The sequence below is a fragment of the Sporosarcina ureae genome, assembly GCF_002082015.1.
Classification (GTDB): domain Bacteria; phylum Bacillota; class Bacilli; order Bacillales_A; family Planococcaceae; genus Sporosarcina; species Sporosarcina ureae_A.
Genome location: NZ_CP015109.1, coordinates 149,946 through 171,673, shown reverse-complemented (window position 1 = coordinate 171,673; position 21,728 = coordinate 149,946). Strand labels below are relative to the sequence as shown.

22 protein-coding genes are annotated in these 21,728 nt (G+C 44.0%); 5 read left to right on the top strand and 17 right to left on the bottom strand.

Going from position 1 to position 21,728, the window contains the following annotated elements:
• Positions 1-210: 210 nt before the first annotated feature.
• Positions 211-2,637 (bottom strand): DNA topoisomerase IV subunit A, encoded by a 2,427-nt coding sequence (gene parC, locus SporoP17a_RS00880; RefSeq protein WP_083031026.1) that lies wholly within the window; start codon positions 2,635-2,637, stop codon positions 211-213.
• On the bottom strand, positions 2,634-4,649 hold the full coding sequence (parE, locus tag SporoP17a_RS00875) for a DNA topoisomerase IV subunit B (RefSeq protein ID WP_083031023.1): 2,016 nt from the start codon (positions 4,647-4,649) through the stop codon (positions 2,634-2,636). Before parE ends, parC begins: the two co-directional genes overlap by 4 nt.
• 231 nt (positions 4,650-4,880) lie before the next feature.
• Between parE and plsY the strand changes: the two genes are divergently transcribed.
• Entirely contained in the window at positions 4,881-5,483 is a 603-nt protein-coding gene (gene plsY, locus SporoP17a_RS00870; RefSeq protein ID WP_083031020.1) for a glycerol-3-phosphate 1-O-acyltransferase PlsY, read from the top strand.
• Positions 5,484-5,512: 29 nt separating this feature from the next.
• Positions 5,513-5,806, top strand: coding sequence for a HesB/YadR/YfhF family protein (locus SporoP17a_RS00865; RefSeq protein ID WP_083031017.1), 294 nt, complete (start codon positions 5,513-5,515; stop codon positions 5,804-5,806).
• 28 nt (positions 5,807-5,834) lie between these two features.
• Here the strand turns inward: SporoP17a_RS00865 and SporoP17a_RS00860 are convergent, their stop codons facing one another.
• The 3 genes from SporoP17a_RS00860 to acnA form a co-directional block, all read right to left on the bottom strand.
• On the bottom strand, positions 5,835-6,152 hold the full coding sequence (locus tag SporoP17a_RS00860; RefSeq protein WP_083031015.1) for a hypothetical protein: 318 nt from the start codon (positions 6,150-6,152) through the stop codon (positions 5,835-5,837).
• Complete coding sequence (locus SporoP17a_RS00855) at positions 6,152-6,577, bottom strand: acyl-CoA thioesterase (RefSeq protein WP_083031013.1); 426 nt, start codon at positions 6,575-6,577, stop codon at positions 6,152-6,154. The genes SporoP17a_RS00860 and SporoP17a_RS00855 overlap by 1 nt, the downstream gene beginning before the upstream one ends.
• A gap of 565 nt (positions 6,578-7,142) precedes the next feature.
• Entirely contained in the window at positions 7,143-9,857 is a 2,715-nt protein-coding gene (gene acnA, locus SporoP17a_RS00850; RefSeq protein WP_083031010.1) for an aconitate hydratase AcnA, read from the bottom strand.
• 357 nt (positions 9,858-10,214) lie between these two features.
• On the opposite strand from acnA, the gene SporoP17a_RS00845 reads away from it, so the two are divergent.
• Together SporoP17a_RS00845 and SporoP17a_RS00840 are read left to right on the top strand one after the other, a co-directional pair.
• On the top strand, positions 10,215-10,763 hold the full coding sequence (locus tag SporoP17a_RS00845) for a cysteine hydrolase family protein (protein WP_083031007.1): 549 nt from the start codon (positions 10,215-10,217) through the stop codon (positions 10,761-10,763).
• A 133-nt stretch (positions 10,764-10,896) separates the two neighbouring features.
• The gene (locus SporoP17a_RS00840) at positions 10,897-11,151 is read left to right on the top strand and encodes a GlsB/YeaQ/YmgE family stress response membrane protein (RefSeq protein ID WP_083031005.1); all 255 of its coding nucleotides are present in this window, start codon (positions 10,897-10,899) and stop codon (positions 11,149-11,151) included.
• Positions 11,152-11,467: 316 nt separating this feature from the next.
• Here SporoP17a_RS00840 and SporoP17a_RS00835 read toward each other — a convergent pair whose 3' ends face one another.
• From SporoP17a_RS00835 to SporoP17a_RS00815, 5 genes are all read right to left on the bottom strand, one after another.
• Positions 11,468-12,151, bottom strand: a complete 684-nt coding sequence (locus SporoP17a_RS00835) for a lytic transglycosylase domain-containing protein (RefSeq protein WP_083031002.1) — start codon at positions 12,149-12,151, stop codon at positions 11,468-11,470.
• Positions 12,152-12,171: 20 nt separating this feature from the next.
• A complete protein-coding gene (locus tag SporoP17a_RS00830) occupies positions 12,172-12,762 on the bottom strand; it encodes an SCO family protein (protein WP_083030999.1) in 591 nt (196 codons plus the stop codon).
• Positions 12,763-12,881: 119 nt separating this feature from the next.
• Positions 12,882-13,010: a YvrJ family protein gene (locus SporoP17a_RS00825; protein ID WP_083030996.1), complete on the bottom strand. Its 129-nt coding sequence runs from the start codon at positions 13,008-13,010 to the stop codon at positions 12,882-12,884.
• 75 nt (positions 13,011-13,085) lie between these two features.
• Positions 13,086-13,304, bottom strand: coding sequence for a DUF2922 domain-containing protein (locus tag SporoP17a_RS00820; RefSeq protein WP_083030993.1), 219 nt, complete (start codon positions 13,302-13,304; stop codon positions 13,086-13,088).
• Between the two features lie 23 nt (positions 13,305-13,327).
• Complete coding sequence (locus SporoP17a_RS00815; protein ID WP_083030991.1) at positions 13,328-13,549, bottom strand: DUF1659 domain-containing protein; 222 nt, start codon at positions 13,547-13,549, stop codon at positions 13,328-13,330.
• Positions 13,550-13,682: 133 nt separating this feature from the next.
• Between SporoP17a_RS00815 and SporoP17a_RS00810 the strand changes: the two genes are divergently transcribed.
• Positions 13,683-14,093: a DUF2621 domain-containing protein gene (locus tag SporoP17a_RS00810; protein WP_037561795.1), complete on the top strand. Its 411-nt coding sequence runs from the start codon at positions 13,683-13,685 to the stop codon at positions 14,091-14,093.
• Between the two features lie 346 nt (positions 14,094-14,439).
• Here SporoP17a_RS00810 and SporoP17a_RS00805 read toward each other — a convergent pair whose 3' ends face one another.
• From SporoP17a_RS00805 to SporoP17a_RS00775, 7 genes are all read right to left on the bottom strand, one after another.
• Complete coding sequence (locus SporoP17a_RS00805; protein ID WP_083030988.1) at positions 14,440-14,955, bottom strand: CcdC family protein; 516 nt, start codon at positions 14,953-14,955, stop codon at positions 14,440-14,442.
• Positions 14,948-15,277 carry a thioredoxin family protein gene (locus SporoP17a_RS00800; protein WP_083030985.1) on the bottom strand — a complete coding sequence of 110 codons (330 nt, stop codon included), beginning with the start codon at positions 15,275-15,277 and terminating at the stop codon, positions 14,948-14,950. Before SporoP17a_RS00800 ends, SporoP17a_RS00805 begins: the two co-directional genes overlap by 8 nt.
• A gap of 31 nt (positions 15,278-15,308) precedes the next feature.
• On the bottom strand, positions 15,309-16,019 hold the full coding sequence (locus SporoP17a_RS00795) for a cytochrome c biogenesis CcdA family protein (RefSeq protein ID WP_083030982.1): 711 nt from the start codon (positions 16,017-16,019) through the stop codon (positions 15,309-15,311).
• Between the two features lie 130 nt (positions 16,020-16,149).
• Complete coding sequence (locus SporoP17a_RS00790) at positions 16,150-17,922, bottom strand: ABC transporter ATP-binding protein (protein ID WP_083030979.1); 1,773 nt, start codon at positions 17,920-17,922, stop codon at positions 16,150-16,152.
• Positions 17,915-19,675 carry an ABC transporter ATP-binding protein gene (locus SporoP17a_RS00785; protein ID WP_083030976.1) on the bottom strand — a complete coding sequence of 587 codons (1,761 nt, stop codon included), beginning with the start codon at positions 19,673-19,675 and terminating at the stop codon, positions 17,915-17,917. The genes SporoP17a_RS00790 and SporoP17a_RS00785 overlap by 8 nt, the downstream gene beginning before the upstream one ends.
• 173 nt (positions 19,676-19,848) lie before the next feature.
• On the bottom strand, positions 19,849-21,099 hold the full coding sequence (locus SporoP17a_RS00780; protein WP_083030974.1) for a DNA polymerase IV: 1,251 nt from the start codon (positions 21,097-21,099) through the stop codon (positions 19,849-19,851).
• 201 nt (positions 21,100-21,300) lie between these two features.
• A complete protein-coding gene (locus SporoP17a_RS00775; protein ID WP_083030971.1) occupies positions 21,301-21,714 on the bottom strand; it encodes a pyridoxamine 5'-phosphate oxidase family protein in 414 nt (137 codons plus the stop codon).
• Positions 21,715-21,728: the final 14 nt, after the last annotated feature.

Sequence of the window (21,728 nt, the reverse complement as noted above, 5' to 3'; positions counted from 1 at the left end):
AAAGCATGAAGAATACAGCGTTTTACGTTTTTGCTATTTTCTGACTAGCATACATACACCCGACTAATATGCAAGATCACCACGACTTGGAAGAACGATCACCGCTTTTTTGCAGTATGGTAGGAAAAATTCATCGTCAAACGCAAAAAAAAGAGCTGCCCCAGCAAGTCGTTATAGTTCGACTAGCCGGACAGCTCCATGAATATGCACTTATTTACTTTCTTTTTTAACCGTAGACACTTGGACAACTTTGCCGTCCTTCGCTTCATCTACGACAGCACTTCCCGTGGATTGACGAGTCGTATTCTTCAACGACATCGGATCAATCTCCACATTATGATTCCGTGTTGTCAGCAAAACCATTTCTTCATCGTCTTTCACTGTCTTCATTGCAATCACTCGATGCGGATTAGACTTCAATTCCTTCACTATCGTTACGCCTCTAAGCGCTCTAGAATTCACTTCAAACTCGGAAATATTCATACGCTTCACAGAGCCGCGCTGTGTGGCAATAAAGATATTGCGTGTTTGTGGGGTAATGACTTCAAACGCCACCAGCTCGTCTTCAGCCTTCAGATTAATTCCTTTTACGCCGCCTGTCCGGATCCCGGTAATGGCAAGTTCTGACAACGAAAATCGTAGAGAATATGCTTGTTTACTAACTAATAATACGTCTTCTTCACCCGTTATCACCCGTGCACCTACGAGTCGATCGTCTTTTTTGATATTCATCGCTTTGAATGAACGGTTAAATCGTTGTACTTGGAAGTCAGTTAGTTTCGATATTTTCACATTTCCGTTGGATGAAGCAGTTAACACGCTGCTGTTTTCATCGAATTTCTCAAGGGCAATCACGTCTACTAGCTCTTCGCCTGGCTCGAGTCCGCAAATGCTGGATAAATGCTGCCCTAAATCGCGCCAGCGTATCTCTGGCAGCTCGTGGACCGGTTGGTAGATGTAATTGCCGAGTGATGTGAACAACAGCAAGTGATGCTGTGTATTCATGGCAGATTCGATTAAGTTATAATCGTATTCCTTCATTTCTTGACCTTTTCCACCTGACGCGGAGTAAGAACGCATGCTTGTACGTTTGACATAGCCGCCTTTTGTGACAGATACCATGACTTCTTCGCTCGGAATGAGAATATCGAGATCAACTTTCAGCTCTTCGATTTTTTCTTCAATGACCGAACGACGTGGCTCAGAAAATTGCTTGCGAATCCCTTTAAGTTCCTTTACCAAAACGGATATCAATTTAGCCTCACTTGCTAGGATCGCTTCTAATTCTTTAATCAAGTCACGAAGCTCTTGTTCTTCGCGTTTTAATTCCGTAATATCCGTGTTCGTCAATCGGTATAATTGCAAGGAAACAATGGCTTCCGCTTGTACTTCAGTGAATTCATATGCATTGATTAAGTTCAATTTCGCGTCCTTTTTATCTTTTGACGCGCGAATTGTCTTAATGACTTCATCCAGGATCGATAAAGCTTTCATTAAGCCATCCACGATATGTAGTCGTTCTTTCGCTTTGCGGATATCGAAGTTGGAACGTCGTGTAATAATGTCTTTTTGGTGATCAATATACGCATCCAGAAGCATAGGTAGTGACATCAACATCGGACGTCTGCCTGCAATGGCGATCATATTGAAGTTGTATGTGATCTGTAGATCTGTATGCTTCAATAAATACTGCATGATCGCTGTGCCGTCAATTTCTTTCTTCAACTCGACGACGATCCGCATGCCGGTACGGTCGGATTCATCACGAATTTCCGCAATACCTTCCAATCGACGGTCATGGCGCAGTTCATCCATTTTCTTTACTAAATTCGCTTTATTGACGTCATACGGGATTTCCGTAATGACGATTTGAGATTTACCTGCTTTTAACTGCTCGATTTCCCACAACGCCCGAATAATGAAACGCCCTTTGCCAGTTTGATAGGCAGTGCGGATTCCATCTGTTCCTTGGATGATTGCACCTGTGGGGAAATCAGGTCCAGGAATGACCGTCATGAGCTCATCTACGCTGACGTCCGGCTTCTTTAAGCGCAGTAAGACCGCATCGATGACTTCATGCAGTGCGTGAGGCGGAATATCGGTTGCATAACCAGCAGAGATGCCTGTAGAACCATTTACTAGCAAATTCGGAAAACGCCCCGGTAAAACAGTAGGTTCAAGTTCCGTATCATCAAAGTTAAAGGCAAAATCGACGGTTTCCTTACGAATATCACGCAACATTTCACTCGCAATAGCAGAAAGTCGAGCTTCGGTATAACGCATGGCGGCCGCGGAGTCTCCATCGACCGAACCGTTATTTCCTTGCATATCTATCATTTCATGACGCAGTTTCCATGACTGACTCATCCGAACCATCGCATCATAAACGGACGTATCACCGTGCGGATGATAGTTACCGATTACGTTACCGACCGTCTTGGCGGATTTACGGAATGCTTTATCATGTGTATTGCCTTCATGGAACATCGCATACAAAATACGACGTTGCACCGGCTTTAACCCGTCCCGTGCATCGGGAATCGCACGGTCCTGAATAATGTATTTACTATAACGCCCAAAACGGTCACCAATTACTTCTTCCAAGGGCAGATCTTGAAACGTTTCTGACTGTGTCATTCCGTATCCCCCTCAACATGTATATATGCATTGTCTAAAATATTATGTTCTTCAATCAAGCCGAAATCGACATTTTCTTCAATCCATTTCCGACGTGGCTCGACTTTATCTCCCATCAATGTGGTCACCCGGCGCTCGGATTTCGCTCCATCTTCAATCGTTACACGAATCAACGTCCGTGTCGATGGGTCCATCGTCGTTTCCCATAATTGATCCGCGTTCATCTCACCTAGACCTTTATAGCGTTGAAGCATATAGCCTTTCCCGACTTTTTCGATTGCTTCTTCTAGATCGTCATCCGTCCACGCATAGGCAAGCTTTTCACTTTTACCGCTTCCTTTAAATACTTTGAATAAAGGCGGCAGTGCGATATATACTTTGCCTGCTTCAATTAACGGCTTCATATAGCGATAAAAGAACGTCAAGAGCAACACTTGAATGTGCGCACCATCGGTATCAGCATCGGTCATAATCACGATTTTATCGTACGCGGCATCTTCAATTTGGAAATCGGCACCCACTCCACCACCCACTGCATGGATAATCGTGTTGATTTCTTCATTTTTCATAATGTCTTCTAGTTTCGCTTTTTCCGTATTGATGACTTTCCCACGGAGCGGCAAAATCGCTTGGAACGTACGATCGCGGCCTTGTTTTGCTGAACCACCGGCTGAGTCACCCTCTACGAGATATAATTCATTCTTCGCTGCGTTACGGGATTGTGCCGGAGACAGTTTACCCGACAACAATGTATCGGATTTTTTGCGCTTCTTGCCTGAACGCGCATCTTCACGCGCTTTTCGTGCAGCTTCACGTGCTTGGTGGGCACGAATTGCTTTACGGACAAGATTTGCACTCAGTTCCGCATTTTCTTCAAGGAAATACAGCATTTTTTGCGATATGACGGCATCTGTCACCGTTCGCGCTTCACTCGTACCGAGTTTTCCTTTCGTTTGACCTTCAAACTGCAGGATTTCTTCCGGTATGCGAACCGAAACGATGGCCGCAATCCCTTCCCGAATATCTGAGCCATCGAGATTCTTATCTTTTTCTTTCAACAAGCCCGCTTTACGTGCGTATTCATTGACCACACGTGTCATCGCGGCTTTCGCACCAGTTTCATGCGTTCCACCGTCTTTCGTTCGAACGTTATTGACGAATGAAAGAATCGTTTCGGCATAGCCATCACTGAACTGGAATGCAAATTCGACTTCAATGCCGTCCACTTCGCCTTCAAGATACGCTACGTCATGCAGTACTTCTTTTTCTTCGTTCAAATAAGCAACAAATGCTTCGATACCGGATTCGTAATGGAAGATGTCTTGCTTGTCCGTACCTTCTTCTTTTAGTGTAATCTTTAAGCCTTTCAATAGAAAAGCGGACTCACGCAATCTTTCTGCCAGTGTGTCATATTGATATTTGATCGTAGAGAAGATCGTCGTATCCGGTTTGAAATGGATCATCGTTCCGGTTTCTCTAGTTTTACCGATCTCTTCAAGTGTTGTTACCGGTTTGCCACCATGCTCAAAGCGCTGAAGAAATTTTTTGCCGTCACGATAGATCGTCACTTCCAGCCATTCGGACAATGCATTGACAACGGATGCCCCAACACCATGCAAGCCGCCACTCGTTTTATAGCCGCCCTGTCCGAACTTTCCGCCTGCGTGCAATACGGTCATAATAACTTCAGCAGTCGGTTTCCCTGACTCATGCTTCCCTGTCGGCATACCACGTCCATAGTCTCGTACGCTAATGCTGCCGTCTTTATGGAGTGTGACATCAATCTCGTTACCGAAGCCTGCCAGCGCCTCATCCACTGAGTTATCGACGATTTCATAAACTAAGTGATGCAGACCTCTCGTATCGGTCGAACCGATGTACATTCCCGGTCTTTTTCGTACCGCTTCTAAGCCTTCTAAAATTTGAATGGAACTATCATCATACGTATTTTGTATTTTCTGTTTCGCCAAAATGAAACCCCCGTCAAACAAATGTTCTGTTATTTTAATCATACATCTTCTGATAAACCTTGTCAAATCAACGTTTTGTTTCAGCTCAACCTATTGTATAGAAGAAATGTACGGAATGCAACGAGCAAACAATGACAACGTGCTGAACGTATTATGCGGAAATTCCGTTTTTCGGCTGTTCTTTATCTTCCTCTAGAATTCTATTATTGTCCAGAACTTATGCATCTGCTACACTAATAATAAAATCGTTTATCATGCATAAAGGGGTTCACTATGGAAAATTACGTTATCATTCTGGCAGCTTATTTGCTTGGCTCCATCCCTTCCGCACTCTGGATCGGCAAGCTTTTTTACGGAACAGATGTCAGACAGCATGGCAGTGGAAACATGGGCGCGACGAATACATTTCGGGTACTTGGAAAAAAAGCTGGCATTGTCGTCACACTGCTGGACATCTTTAAAGGAACAGCGGCTGTACTATTGCCGTTATTGCCATTTTTTCACGATACAGCGATTCATCCGTTGATTCTCGGAATCATCGCTGTACTTGGGCACATCTTCCCTATTTTCGCAGGCCTACGAGGTGGCAAAGCCGTTGCAACTTCTGGCGGGGTATTACTTGGCTATAATTGGCCTATATTCTTATTGGTCATCATTACGTTTTTAATTGCGTTAAAACTAACGAAAATGGTATCGTTAACATCCATCATCGTATCGGTCATGGGACCACTATACTGTCTTATTTATTTCTTTATGGGTGGCGACTTTTACTTATTTTTAGTCGTCGCATTGATGGGCTTCTTCATTTTTTATCGCCATCGAGACAATATTAGTCGAATTAAAAATGGGACCGAGCCGAAAGTGAAATGGCTATAGGTTGTTCCACTGGAAAGGATGTATAAAGCATGAATATTCACCTATCCGAACAAGCAATTCAATGGTTTGAAGAAGAGATGGAAGTCGTTGCAGGCGATTATGTTAAATTTTTCGCGCGTTACGGTGGGTCAAGCCCGCTGCATGAAGGCTTTTCTATAGGGATTACGAAAGAAGAACCAGATGAACTTGTAGTCGAAACTATCGTGAACGGTGTGCATTATTACGTAGAAGAACGCGATGTATGGTTCTTCGATGGACATGACCTGCATATTGATGTGGATACGTCAACGGAAGAGTTATCCTTTGACTATCAAGTAGCGTAAATGACAAATAAAATGGTAAGCACAACTCTTATAAAGAGTTATGCTTACCATTTTTTAATTGGGTTAATTGATGTAATTGCCCTTCTTGCTTTAAAATCTCCACTTGACGTTCGCCAAGCAGATCAAAATGTGGGTATTCTTCGCGTGCGTGGATCCACTCCGGTTGCAAACCATACTGTTTTCCCCACTGTATGAGCTTTTCCACATTACTGCAGCCCGCTTTCGTGACTGTGTTTACTGTCGGAAACCGGTCGTCTAGCCAATAATGTGTCAAAAAGGCAATTTCCTCACGTTGCACCGCATTTTTCCACTCCGTTAATTGCTTTCGATTAATTCCGAATGCCACTAGCTTTCGCCTCGCTGAATTTTCGTGTACACCGCGTCCCATTCTGGATGAACTTTGCGTAATGACACTGGACGGAAATTTTCTTTTTTGACTATTACGTGTTCGGTAACAGCCGTTGCCGCAATCGATCCATCCGCATGTAGGATCTCGTAGCCATAGACCGTACGTAGCTTGCCGTGAGACTCCACCCATGTTTTGACTGTAACGGTCTCACCATATGTACTTGCCGCCTTATACTTCACTGACAGCTCGGTTACAGGCGCTAAGTAGCCGTCGCGCTCGAGCTGTGCGTATTCGTATCCGAGGTCTTTGATCAGCGCAGTACGGCCGATTTCCATCCAAACTAAGTAGTTGGCATGATACACGACGCCCATCTGATCGGTTTCTGCATATCGTACTTCAATTTCTTTTTCACTGGTAAACATATAATCACCTCATGGTCTAGTATAGCGAATGGGAAAGTGGATTGCTTGTGATAGACATTAGGATGGGGTGGAAAATATGGTGAGAGACGCGTTTGTTGGTTATGATAGAGCGATTAATTAGTTGCTATAGAGCGGTTAGGACCTCTTTATGAGCGGTTGTGGGTTGGGTTTAAGCGGATATGGACTGTGATAGAGCGCTTACGAGTTGGGTATGAGCGGATGCGGACTCTGATAGAGCACTTATGGGTTGAGTATGAGCGGGTACGGATTCTGATAGAGCGCTTACGGGCTGAGTATGAGCGGATGCGGACTCTGATAGAGCGCTTACGAGTTGGGTATGAGCGGATACGGACTCTGATAGAGCGCTTACGGGCTAAGTATGAGCGGATGCAGACTATGATAGAGCGCTTACGGGTTGGATAAGAGCGGTTACGTATGAACAATGAGCACTTTACGTGAATTAAAGAGCGCCCGCGTGACGGTTTTCACTATTGCTCCATTCTTCTACTTGTAAAACACGCAAAAAAGATGCCCGGCAATGCCGGGCATCATTATTTATTCCGTATTACTTTGCTGCTAATTTGTTACGTAGAACCATTTGAAGGATTCCGCCGTGACGGTAGTAGTCCACTTCAACTTCAGAGTCGAAACGAGCTAGTACTTCAAATTCAGTTTCCTTGCCGTCTGGAGCTTTCGCTGTAACTTTAAGGATTGAACGTGGTTTTACGCCTTCAGCGATATTTACACTGATTTCTTCTTCACCAGTTAAGCCTAGAGACTCAACGTTTTCACCATTGATGAATTGAAGTGGAAGTACACCCATCATCACTAGGTTCGAACGGTGAATACGCTCGAAGCTTTCTACGATAACTGTTTTAATGCCAAGCAAGTTTGTACCTTTTGCTGCCCAGTCACGTGAAGAGCCCATTCCGTAGTCTTTACCACCAAGAATAGCTAGACCCGTACCGTCTTGTTGATACTTCATTGCTGCATCATAGATCGGCATAACTTCTTTGTTTGGCCAGTACGTAGTGAATCCACCTTCAGTGCCAGCTGCGATTTGGTTACGAATACGAATGTTCGCAAACGTTCCGCGCATCATGACTTCGTGGTTACCACGACGTGAACCGTACGAGTTGAAGTTACGTGGCTCTACGCCGTTTTCACGCAAGTAAATTCCAGCCGGTGTGTTCAAACCGATTGCGCCAGCAGGTGAAATGTGGTCAGTCGTGATAGAATCACCGAACTTACCGATTACACGCAAGCCTTTAAGCTGCTGAATATCCTCAGGTTCTTTCGAAAGGTTTTCGAAGAACGGTGGGTTTTGGATATATGTTGAAGACTCATCGAAATTGTATAGAGAATCGTCAGTCGTCTCAATTGCATTCCACGCTTCGTTTTCAGTGAATACACGAGCATATTCTTTACGGAACAACTCAGGTGTAACTGTCGCGTTCAATACATCGTTGACTTCTTGTGTAGAAGGCCAGATGTCCTTGAAGAATACGTCATTGCCGTCTTTGTCCGTGCCGATTGGATCTTTAGCGAAGTCAATGTTCACTGTTCCAGCTAGTGCATATGCTACAACTAGTGGAGGTGAAGCCAAGTAGTTCGCTTTTACGAATGGGTGTACGCGGCCTTCAAAGTTACGGTTACCTGAAAGGACAGATGTAACTAGAAGATCTTCGTCACCAATTGTTTTTTCGATTTCTGGAAGTAATGGACCTGAGTTACCGATACATGTAGTACATCCGTAACCTACTGTGTTGAATCCAATTTGATCCATGTAATCAGACAGGCCTGATTCATTCAAGTAGCCTGTAACAACTTTTGAACCTGGTGCCAATGAAGTTTTAACGTATGCAGGAGGCGTAAGTCCTTTTTCAACAGCCTTCTTCGCAACCAATCCAGCCGCTAACATGACGTAAGGGTTAGATGTGTTTGTACAAGAAGTGATAGCTGCGATCGCAACGTCACCTGTTTTAAGCTCTACTTTACGTCCGTCTTCGAACTTGATTGTACCTTTTTTCTTAAGCTCTTTTGGAGTTAAGCCAAAGCCTTGTGTTCCTTCTGGCGCTACAACTGCGTCTTTGAAAGACTGTTGCATTTCAGTCAATGGAATCAAGTCTTGTGGACGTTTTGGTCCTGAAAGGTTTGCAGCGATATCGCCAAGGTCGATTTCTACAACTTTAGTGAATGACGGCTCTTCCTTTTCAGGAGTAAAGAACATATCGTTTTCGATCAAGTATTGCTTGACTACTGCAATGTGCTCTTCGTCACGGCCTGTTAAGCGCATGTAATTAAGTGACTCTTCGTCAACCGGGAAGAATCCACAAGTAGCACCGTATTCAGGCGCCATGTTTGCGATTGTCGCACGGTCAGCAAGTGGTAATTTAGAAACACCAGGGCCGAAGAACTCAACAAATTTACCTACAACGCCTTGTGCACGAAGGGTTTGAGTTACTTTAAGCGCTAAGTCAGTTGCAGTCGTTCCATCTGGAAGATCGCCAACCAATTTCACACCAATAACTTCTGGAATTGGGAAGTATGAAGGTTGTCCAAGCATGCCTGCTTCCGCTTCGATACCACCAACACCCCATCCAAGTACGCCGATCCCGTTGATCATAGTTGTGTGGGAGTCCGTTCCAACTAATGTATCTGGGTATGTTTCGAATGATCCATCTTCGTTTTCCACAGCGTGAACAACGTTTGCAAGATATTCAAGGTTTACTTGGTGAACGATACCTGTTGCAGGTGGTACTGCACGGTAGTTATCGTATGCTTTTTGTGCCCAGCTCAAGAACTGGTAACGCTCAGCATTACGTTCGAATTCAAGTTCCATATTCATTTGTAGAGCTTGTTGCGTACCATAGCTATCTACTTGTACCGAGTGGTCAATTACTAGATCCACTGGAATTTCAGGGTTGATCTCGTTTGGATCTCCACCTAGTTCGTTCATTGCAGAACGCAATGAAGCTAAGTCTACTACAACAGGAACTCCTGTGAAGTCTTGTAGGATTACACGTGAAGGTTTGAATGGAACTTCAGCGTCTGCGTTTTGTACAGTGCCCCATTTAGCTAAATCTTCAACATGATCGTCCTTGATTACGTATCCGTCGTGTTGACGAAGTACGGATTCTAGTAATACTCTTACGGAATAAGGAAGTTTCGATACTTTTGTTAGTCCTGCTTCTTCTAAAGCTTTCAAACGGTAGTAGTTATACGTCTTGTCGTTTACTGTGAAAGACTGACGGCTATTATGCAAATTGCTTTTTGCCATTTTTATGTTTCCTCCCTTTATGTACTGAAAGACGAAAAGTTTACATCTTTCCTCTATTCCATCTTAGTATATCAAAGAGCAATAGTAAAATACATATAAATTATAGGTATACATAAGAAAAGCTTATGACTAATCGAAATATCGTTAAGTATTCTCAATTAGTAGTTATCATTCTCAAATAGCGCACTTTTTACGTATAGAAATGTCGTTTATGTAATTTATTGTATATCGTTATTCTAGAAAACGATAAATAATTATTTTATGTTTGATCTAGATTAATGAAGGCAAAGATGTCTTTACATATGTTTAGACACCGAACCGCCACTATGAGAAACTAAAGAAAAGGAGATGTTTTATATGGAGAAAGCGTTACTCATTGTAGATTATACAGTAGATTTTGTTGCGAAGGACGGTGCATTGACTTGCGGCGAGCCAGGAATCGCTCTCGAGGACTATATTGTCGATCAAGCAGCAGATTATTTAAAACAGCAATTGCCGGTATTCGTCATCAATGACTTGCATGAAAAACATGATCCGTATCATCCTGAAAGCAAGCTATTCCCACCTCACAACATTCGAGGCACGGAAGGTAGAAATCTTTATGGAAAACTGCATGATCTGTATACCAAACACAACCAAGAGATCATCTGGATGGATAAAACACGCTACAGTGCATTTGCTGGAACGGACCTCGATATTCAATTGCGTGCCCGCGGTATTACGGAAATCCATCTTATGGGTGTCTGTACGGATATTTGCATTTTACATACTGCAGTTGATGCGTACAACCTCGGTTACACGATGGTCATCCACGAAGGCGGTGTCGCAAGTTTCAATGCGACAGGTCACGACTGGGCTCTCTCCCACTTCCAACACACATTGGGCGCAACCATTATAGCTAAATAAAACCATCTAAAAGTTCAGCAGGTATTTTCCCTAGCTGAACTTTTTTTATCGAAAAATGTTTGAGGTATTAAATAAATGGCAATACCAATACTAAGCGAGAGCTACATAACATATTGAAAAGGAGATGAGCAACATGAGCTTTTTATGGTTCTTAATTATCGGAGGTATCATTGGTTGGCTAGCTGGACTTATTGTAGGTAAAGATATTCCCGGCGGTATTATCGGTAACATCATTGCAGGTATTGTAGGTGCATGGATTGGTGGTGCACTATTAGGAGAATGGGGTCCACAGATCTCTAGTTTCTACTTCCTACCTGCGTTAATCGGTGCGATTGTACTTGTATTCATTGTTAGCTTGATTATGAAGAGTATGCGCAAAGCTTCATAAAACTAAACATCAAAACGTGGAGATGCCATTCGGTGATCTCCACGTTTTTTTTGGTTGTAAATGAATGCCCTACAAGTTCGCTTTTTCGCTTATTCATTCAGTTAAATGCTCAATATTCATGCGTAACCGCTCTATGGTCGCTGCGAAGCGCTCTATAGTAGTTGATAACCGCTCAATTACAGCCCGTAACCGCTCATACTATTACGTTACGCGCTCTATCACGACCTGGAACCGCTCTATCGCCCCGCTTTTTAAATTGTACCTGATAAATACATACAAAAAAACGCAGAGCCACCAAATTTGGTGGGCTCCACGTTTATTTCTTCACTCGCTTCTCTGATGCTATGCGTTGCTCTTCGAACTCACGGTAATACCACAATACATCTTCTACGTATTGTTCGCTATGATTATAAGTAAAAACTGCCTTTTCTATATTCCCGTCTGCTGCCCCGCTATCTGATAGATAATGGGCCGCGCTGAAAATGGCGTCTTCTATGTCAAATGGATCTGCTATTCCGTCACCGTTCGCATCGATACCATAGCCACCGTATTGCTCGATGACAGCTGGATCGATTTTGTCGCGTTCAGGAATTTCTCCTTTGCCTAACTCCTTACAACCAGGATAATCCCAGCCAACGAACGTACATGGCATGAACTGCATCGGTCCTTCCGCTCCAACAGGCGAGACGTCGGTTTTCATTGTAGAGAACCTAGTCTCAATGCGGTGGTGTGCTGCGAGTAATGTCCAAGGAATATTGTATTCTTTTGCTGCTTCGATATAGATTGGAATAAATTCTTGTGGTACGGCTTCTCCCGTTTTACGGTCTTGAATATGAAATAACGCTGTAGCAGTTTCTGTAATGGTGTCGTGTTTTCCGAAATTCACCCAAAGAATGGCGGAAATCGTAAAGAGTGTGACAGCAACAGGTACTAATAAAACTAAAAAAGCGACCATAACGCGTCCCGATCGACTGAGTCTCTTTTTCTTTAATTTCTTCATTGCCTCACCCCTTTTAGTGATTACTTGCCTTCTTTGATGAGGGCTTTTATGTCTTTTACGATTGTATCATAGTCTACATCTTCGTTCCCACCGTATAATTTTACTACTTCATTGTTTTGATTCACCAAGCCGAATGAAACGCCGTGGATGACTTGATCGTCGTTAGGAATTTGTTTCACTAGTTGTTTGAATGATGAAGCGGCTATTTTTTCAATGGTCTTCATCTCGTACCCTGTTAACATCTGCCACTTACTTTCATCTGGCGCGCTAAACATGTCGAGATACTTCGCTAGTTCTTCCGGTGTATCCACATCCGGGTCTACACTGAATGACACGATATTGTAATCCTCGATCTTATTGTCTATCAATTTTTCTTGCAACGTCACCATATTGCTCATCATTGGCGGACAAACGGTTGTACAGTTTGTGAATACGAACTGTGCCAGCCATACGGAGCCTTTCAAATCTTCGTCGGTTATCGTTTCATTGTGTTGGTTAGTAAATTCAAATGAATCTATTTTATATTTATGGTCCGGTTTAAAACCTCCACCACACGCACTCAACATCAGCACGAATATAAGTGTCAACGGTACCAAAAGCTTTTTATACATTTTCGATTCCTCCACCTTGTTATAGTCACTTTATCATAACGAAAGTTGACAACGCATACAAGGTGAAGGCGTCCCGCATTTTGGCTAAATCATGTCAGAATCATGAAGTTCCTATGAAGTCATCTGTTTTTGATGTCCGAGAGAACGCCATGAATCGCCTCTAACTTTATTTCCAAACGATGTAGTAGATAAAACGATACGAATATCGGAAATCCGACATCTTGTATAAGCTGTAGCCAGTCCTCCATTGTTCACTCCTCCTCTTCTGTTTTCATTCAATGAAAAGGCCGGCTTCCAGTACGTAACTGAAAACCGGCCACCCCTTATCGACTAACGATGTTTTGTGTATCACGCGCGACAATTCGTGCGCTTTTGATCGTAGCAAGTGGAGATTCTTCAATGAGGAAGATATTGCTTGCGATCACTTGCTGCATCACGGCTTCGACCTGCCCTTCCGTAAGATCTTCATGCGGTTCATCTACCGTTAATTTCACCGGCTTATTCGCCGCGGTTAAAAAAGTTAATTCCAATACTTTTGCCATGTGCGCTCTCCTCCTGTACGGTTTTAGTTATGAAGATCTTCTGTTACAACTTTCTCGAGCTGAATTAATGGGTAGCTTGATAGGGAAGCAAGTTGTGTCAAAGCGGTGTACATATTTGCTGGAGTTGCATCATCATTGATGAATTTGTACGTTTTAATCTTGCGAATGAAGTGGCCTTTCTCGTTAGCGCCTGCATTAAAGTGGATCTTTGCCGTAGCCTGACTGAATTCTAGTGCTGCTGCCATGTGTATCACCTCCTTTCATCCCCTATATAGACAGAAATCTCGAAAAGGATACTTTGTTAGTGAAATATTTCTCAATTGCTTTTATAATGGAAGGTAGAATGGAAGAGGTGAAAAAACCGTGCCAGACCTATTTATGTGGTTTATTATATTTTGGGGTATTGTGATGATCGGCTTATTCGCTATCGGTGGGTTCTTTATGTTCCGGAAATTCCTAAAAGTATTGCCGAAAGAAGACGGAAAATCGACGCTGGATTGGGAAGAGCACTATGTCAATGAGTCGTTGCATTTATGGAATGACGAAGCGAAAAGCATGCTCAACGAACTGGTTACGCCTGTGCCGGAGTTGTTCCGCGATGTGGCGAAGCAGAAGATCGGTGCCAAGATCGGTGAGATTGCGTTAGAAGACCGCGCTAAAACTATTGAGTTTGATCATATTATCAAAGGTTATATTCTGGCTACGCCAAAGCGCGACCATAATTTCTTGCGTAAGAAGCTGAACCAGATGGAAATTGATATTCAGCCGTATGAGCATTTATTTACTTGATTATAGAAACAGGATGTCCCCGAGTGAAGGAGGCATCCTGTTTTTTTGCGTGGTTTTAAGATTAGGATTACTAGCTGTGTCAGATAAAGGTACATCATGGGATGGCAACGGAAGATGGGAGTCGCCCCCCATCTTCCGTTGCCATCCTTACATTGATGATTATAGCCCGTAAACTTACTTTCAGTGCACGGGCCTCAGAGCTACTTACTTTCTTAACTTCTACGACCCACACTATGTATATACGCCTTACGTTGCAAGGTATCGAAATCCCCTACTTAAAACGAATACCAGCCTTCTATTTTCATTTCCAAACATAAAAAAGAAGCCGCCACAAGGACGACTTCTTTCATACTATACTCTTCTCAAGCTTCTTAAACTTCGCCAACATACCGATTCGCCACGGCAGAATCATCGAGAATGCGAGGATGAAGAACATGCCGCCGAGCTCACCGATATCGATCGTGTTACTGAGGACGATCTTGCCGACCATGCGAATGACTAGCAGGCCGAGCAAGATGATCAGGAATGCTTTCGACTTCTTCATATAGATCCTGTTGTTCTTAATCTCGAACGTTGTCGTGTAAATCAAAAACGCAGAAAATAGTATCCCTACGAGACTCGCCTCGAGCACTTGTGTCCATGGCACGCGGAATTCGTCGAATAAGAACATGAACATTCCCGTCGACATGAACAGTGGCGGTAAGATGATTTTCTTCGCCACAATCGGCTTGTTCGACGCCTTCGCTCGCATCGTGTAGACAATTGTCGTCATGACGACGAAAATTACCGTCGAACCGATGATTAAGTAAATCGAAGGAATAGTTGTGAAGACATAATCTATCAGTTCTTGAATCTTATGCATCTACGTTCCCCCACTGCACCAGCTCATCGAGACGTTTCTTCAAATCATTCATTGGAATAATCCGTGCGAAACGCGTCAACTCTTTCTGTTCGTTAAATAACAAGACGACCGGTGCCGTGAAGAGTGATAATTGTCCAGCCATTTCTGGAACTTCTGCTGCGTTCACCCGATAGAAGTCAAATGGATACTCACTTTCAAGTGCCGCCACTTGCGGATAAAGCCCTTCACAGACGGAGCAATTATTCGTCTTCACGAACAACAGAAACTGTGGCGTCTCATTCAATACATGCTGCCATTCGTCAAAAGAAGTAATTTCTTTCATCATACACCTCTTTTCTGCTTACCAGCTTACATTAAAAGCCTTGGAAGTCGCCAAAAATGGGGCTGAGCCAACTTGTGAAATAGACCATTCCGTTAAAGAACAGTATGATACCGAAGACGATCATCAAGTAGCCGCCTACTTTCGTAATCTTCATACTGTGTTTGCGGATCCAGCCAATTCTTGTGATGAAGAATGACAAGAAGAAGAATGGAATCGCGAAACCCAGTACGTAGAGCATCATATACAACATACTAGATGCCGGATTTGTCGCAGCCAGATAGATGATGGCACCGATGATTGGCCCCATACACGGCTGCCATCCAGCAGAAAATGCTAGACCGATCAGCGCCGTACCGAAGTAACCCGCGGGACGATTCTTAAATTGTAGCTTTTTCTCTTGCATGAGAAATTCTGGTTTAAATAATCCAATCGTCATCAGTCCGAAGATGATGATGAAAATCGCGCCTACCTGACGAATTAAATCTTGATATTGCAAGAAGATGGACCCGATAAAGGACGTACTGAATCCTAAAATAATGAATACAATTGAGAATCCAAGTAAGAAGAACAACGTGTGCAACATGCCCGCACGGTTCATTCCTTTTTTCTTATCTCCGAGTTCATCTAGTGACATGCCGGTGATATACGATATAAAGGCCGGGTATAGTGGCAGTACGCATGGAGAAATAAAACTCAGGAAACCTGCTCCAAACGCAAAGAAAATATTAACATCCGTCCCCAACAAAATTCCTCCTTTAACAGTAGGACAAGTAGAATGCCGGCGGACGCCAACATTCCCACTCTATCGTACCAAACAAGAGGCTAGATTACGCTCCATTTGTTTGTGAAATCTTTTTGACAATCACGGAAACTTACGCTTGCGCGCCGTTTTGCAATTCATACATCGTGTAGTATAAGCCTTTTTGCGCAAGCAATTCCGCGTGTGTCCCGCGTTCGACGATTTCGCCGTGGTGGAGTACAAGAATTAATTCTGCATCCGCAATCGTACTTAAACGGTGAGCAATCGCTATCGTCGTACGACCTTCGCGCATCTTCTCTAAACTCTTCTGGATCGCAACTTCCGTTTCTGTATCTATATTCGCTGTTGCTTCGTCGAGTACCAGAACTTTCGGGTTCATGGCAATCGTCCGGGCGAAAGCGATCAACTGACGCTGTCCACTCGATAACGTCGAACCGCGTTCTGTCACTTTTTGTTCATAGCCGTTCGGCAACTCTTCAATAAAGTGATCCGCTTGGACGAACTCTGCAGCTTCTCGCACATCTTGATCTGTTAACTCTTCGTTATGCAATCGGATGTTGCTTGCGACATCACCATAAAACATGAACGGATCTTGCAGGACGAGTCCTACTTTTTTTCGCAATTCTTCTATCGGATACTCTTTTAGCGATATGCCATCAATGAAGATGTCGCCACGCTCATATTCATAAAAACGCATGAATAGATTGATGATCGAACTTTTTCCGCTTCCTGTATGACCGACGAGTGCGACTGTTTCGCCTGCATTCGCGGTAAAGGAAATATCTTTCAATACATCATTTTTGCCATCATAACTAAACGTCACATTACGGAATTCGATTGTACCTTCTTGGATTTTCTGATCAGATAGTGCTTTTTGCTTTGGCTCAATTTCTGAGTTGTCGATCAGATCAAAGACACGTGACGCGGATACGATCGCTTGCTGGAACATCGACAAACGTTGCATGACTTGATTAATCGGCTGGAATAGACGTCTTAGCAATGTAGTGAACGCATAAATAATCCCGACGTCGACGACCGACGTAAGCGATGCCGTTCCGAAATAACTGAGTACTGCAACGATCGAACCTGCATACATCAAGTCGATGAATGGCCCAAGCATCAAGCTGTCGAAACGAATATTTCGCAATCCGACGCGGTAATGCCCTTCATTGACTTCAATAAACTCTTCAGACAAGCGCTTCTCCTGGCGAAAGGCCTGAATCATGTCCATACCAGACAATGACTCGGAGATTTTGGCATTCAGCTGACTGAGCCGTTCCCTTATATCCTGATAGAAGTCTGCACTATAATAGCGATAGACCGATACAAGAATTACGAATAGCGGCAATAGGATCAGCGTATAAAGCGCAAGTTTCCCGTCCAGCGTGAAGAGCGCAATATAGACGCCGACAATTCCAAAGATCGCCTGCATGAACGTAACCGCCACACTGACGAACATTTCCTTAATCGATTCTGTATCATTCGTTACACGTGAAACGATTCCGCCAGCAGGTGTCTGATCGAAATACCGTAGTCCAAGCTTCTGGACTTTCGAGAATGCATCGATCCGGATTTGCTGGATAATTGAGAGTGCGAGCTCCTGGAATCGCAATGTTTGGAAATACGACCCGACAATGTTGACGAGTTGTAGCCCGATGTAAATGAGTGCAATGATCCATACTTCTTTCACTGGGAAGTCTAGTGGTACGACATAGTCATCGAGGAATCGCTGGATCACTAAGGGCCCAAGAATCGTCGATGTCACCGTCAACAGCAATAATAGAATCGCAATCAGTGCACTTTTCTTCATCGGCAAAACGTATTTCGCTAGCCGCATGAACGTTTTGAACTGATCTCTGGCGGACATCTTCTGTTTGTTATTCATCTGCGCCGCCCCCTTGCTCTACGATCGACTCTAGCTGTTGCAGATCGTACATTTCTTTATACATCCCGTTTTGTGCGAGTAAGCTGTCGTGGTCGCCAATTTCGACGACTTCGCCTTCATCGAGAACAATAATCTGATGAGCGTGCTGAATAGCACTTAATCGGTGCGACGTAATAATGGTCGTCTTACCCGTTCTTTCTTCTTTCAATGAACGAAGAATCGCTTCTTCCGTCCGGGCATCTACTGCGGATAATGAATCATCCAGCAACAATAGCTCCGGATCCATGAGCAACGCACGTGCAATCGACACGCGCTGACGCTGTCCACCGGATAACGATACACCACGTTCTCCAACCATCGTTTCATAGCCTTCTTCAAACGTCAGAATATCCTCGTGAATATGGGCAGATTTCGCAGCCGCCACAATTTTCTCTGGATCAATTTTCGGGTTTGTAAAGGCAATATTTTCACCAAGTGTTGTCGAGAACAAGAAATGGTCTTGCGGCACATAACCGATTGCTTGGCGCAAACATTCCGTCTTATACCGCGTAATCGGAATGCCACCATACGTAATTTTTCCTGTATACCCTTCGAATTCTCGCATTAATAATTTGAGAATCGCGGTTTTCCCTGAACCGGTCTTTCCGATCACGCCAAGTGTTTCTCCTTGCTTGATCGTAAAGTGTAAATTACGCAGTGATGCCCGCTTATCGTCTGGGAACTTGAACGTATCGATATCAAAGACGATATCTCCTTGCGGCAATTGACTCACCGCATTCGGACGATCTTGGATGCCTGGCTCAACCGAAAGTAAATCCTGGATTCGGCTGTACGATGCATTTCCTCGTTCAACAATATTGAACAAGAAACCAATTGCTAGCATCGGCCATGTTAACAGGCCCAAATAAGAAGTGAACGCAACCAAATCCCCGATCGACAACTCACCTGATAAAATGAAGCGTGTGCCGAAATAAAAGGATAGCACATATGAGATCGCAAAAATCCCTGCAATCGTCGGGTCAAACAACGCATCCACTTTCGCCACGCGCATATTTTCCTTGACGACTTGTTCCGAACGTTTCGTAAACGATTCGACATCTTCTCTTTGCTGACCGAACGTCTTCAGCACTTTAATACCCGAGATACTCTCTTGTGCTTTGTCGTTCAAATCAGAGAATGCTTCCTGCGCCACGCGGAATCGATTACGTAATAATCGTCCATAATAACTTGTCAGGATGATCATCACTGGAATCGGTAAAAGAGCGATTAGTGTCAACTTCCAACTAATCGAAAACGCCATCATCAAGATGACGAAACCGCCTGTCGAAATGGAATCGAAAAGTGTCAGAATTCCTGACCCCGCCGTTTGTTGCACCGCATTGATATCATTCGTTGCGTGTGCCATTAAATCTCCCACACGTCGTCGTTGATAAAATGAAGGCGACATGCGCGTGAAGTGTGTAAATAGACGCTCTCTCATGACGCGTGCGAGGTATACCGATGAGCCAAATATCATCACGCGCCAAATATAGCGCAAGACATACATCAAGATTCCCGCTACTGCCAGAATAATCATCCAGCGCGTCAGCATCTCCGCGGTCAATTCATCTTTCGCCACCGCGTCGACAATAAAGCCGATAATTTTCGGCGGTGCCAGTTGCAGTAACGCAACAATCATCAGGGCTGTGATCCCTATGCTGTATTGTTTTTTTCTCTCAGAAAAAAACCAGCGTAAATCCAGTAATACTTTCACTGGCTTTCCTCCTTTGTTCTGCACCACTTCTCTTGCAGCATTTTTTACCATGCTCGCTATTTGAGTTTAGCAAAACTTCTAGCATATCGAAAGTTCCGGGACTGGGATATTTCAGCATTTGAACTAAATCCTTTCTATAATAGCGAGATGATACGACTTCATTCGACTGGTTTTCATTTATAGTGACCACCGATTAATTGATTCCTTCTATACGCTGTACCGCCTGGCGTAACGGACACTGCACGAAGAATCGCGGCAGATCCATACTTCACGCGAATTTCATCCATCACCTGACCGAGCTTCTGTTGCTTCCAGTTCATCGGTTCGAATAAACTGAGCTGAAAACTGTCATGTTCTTCAAGATTCGACAAGTTGACGGAAATATGGCGCACGGGACGCCCGTCATGGAACGTCTCAAACAGTTCTCGGCAGGCACGATAAATTGCCATCGTTTCATTCGTCGCTTCCGCTAACGTTTTCTGACGCGTAAAGCCGCCACCGAGTGCGTGCTTTGAATAACCGAATGACAATGTAATCGTGCGCCCTTTCTTTTTCGCAAGCCGCGCGCGCATCGCTGTATCTTCACACATCTCAAGCAAAACAGCTAACACTTCGTCAGTCTTCGTGTAATCGCGCAACAACGTCTGGCCTTTGCCGTAACTCACTTGCCCCTCGATCAACACGGAACCGAGGTCGGAATAATCGATACCGTGCGCATGATAATATAGTTGATTGCCCATCACACCGAACTTCTTCTCCAAATTCTCAAGCGGCGTGTGCGCGAGATCACCGACTGAATAAATGCCCATATCTTCCAGTGTTCGCTCCACTCGCTTGCCGATGCCCCACATTTTATGAAGCGGAGCAATAGGCCATAGCTTCTTTGGCACGTCTTCATACGTCCAATGCGCAATCCCGGTTTTCTTCGCTTCTAGATCCAGCGCAAGCTTCGACAGCAGCATATTCGGCCCGACTCCGCACGCTGAACGCAACTCGAATTGTCGGTACAACTCATCCTGAATTCGGAAAATCAACGTCTCAAGAGGTCCCCACAGCTTTTCCGTACCCGTAAAGTCGACGAAACTCTCATCGATACTGTACACATGAATCGCTTCTTTTGGCACATAGCGGTTCAACAACCTCGTTAATTCCATCGACACATCGATATAAAACTGCATTTTCGGTTCAATTAAATGAATACTTGGATCGTCCGGAATCTCATATAGTCGCATACCGGTCTTCACGCCAAATCGTTTTTTCAATGGCGGTGAAGCAGCCAGTACGACACCGCCTTTTCTTTCGATATTGCCGACAATCGCAATCGGCACTTCCATTACATCGAGTCCTTCCATTGCCGCAGCACAGCTCGCGTAGAAGCTGCGCATATCGAGGCACGCAATTTTTCTATTCGGTAATGGCTTCATCTAGCATTCACCTCTCAAAGGAACAAGTGTTCTTATGAGTAGTATACCCTCATTTATTGCGTTCAAGCAATGGTAATTCACGGGATTTGCGCATACTTGTGGTGAATTCTCCAACTAGACAAAAATATCCCGAAAATCAGAGTGCGACCTCTCACTTTCGGGATATACTATTCAGGTATACTTTCACAGTATAGTAATTATTTACAGGGAAATATCTTCAGGGGGTTGGCCCGATTTATTCATCAAACGAATCGACTCGGGTTCAATTTTTAAAATAACTAGATTCGGATCTTCAGGACCGTCAAACCATGCCTTCATATGATCGTTCCAGATTTTCTCTCTCAAGCTGTCGTCATCGGAAATGGTGACTCGACCCGAGTACTCGACAAACGCATCACCGAATCCTTCACCTTCATAGCCAAGAAGAATATGCGTATACGGATTATCTTCGAGCTCATCTACCTTTTCGGTTTGTTTATTAGTAGGTGTATACAAAGTCAAACCATCACTCATGAATGTCATATACCGGCTGTACGGTTTATTGTTGTCCACCGTTGCCATCGTTCCGATCATGCTTTCATCTAAGATTTTCTGTACTGTGTCTTTTGCAGTCATTTATTTCCGCTCCT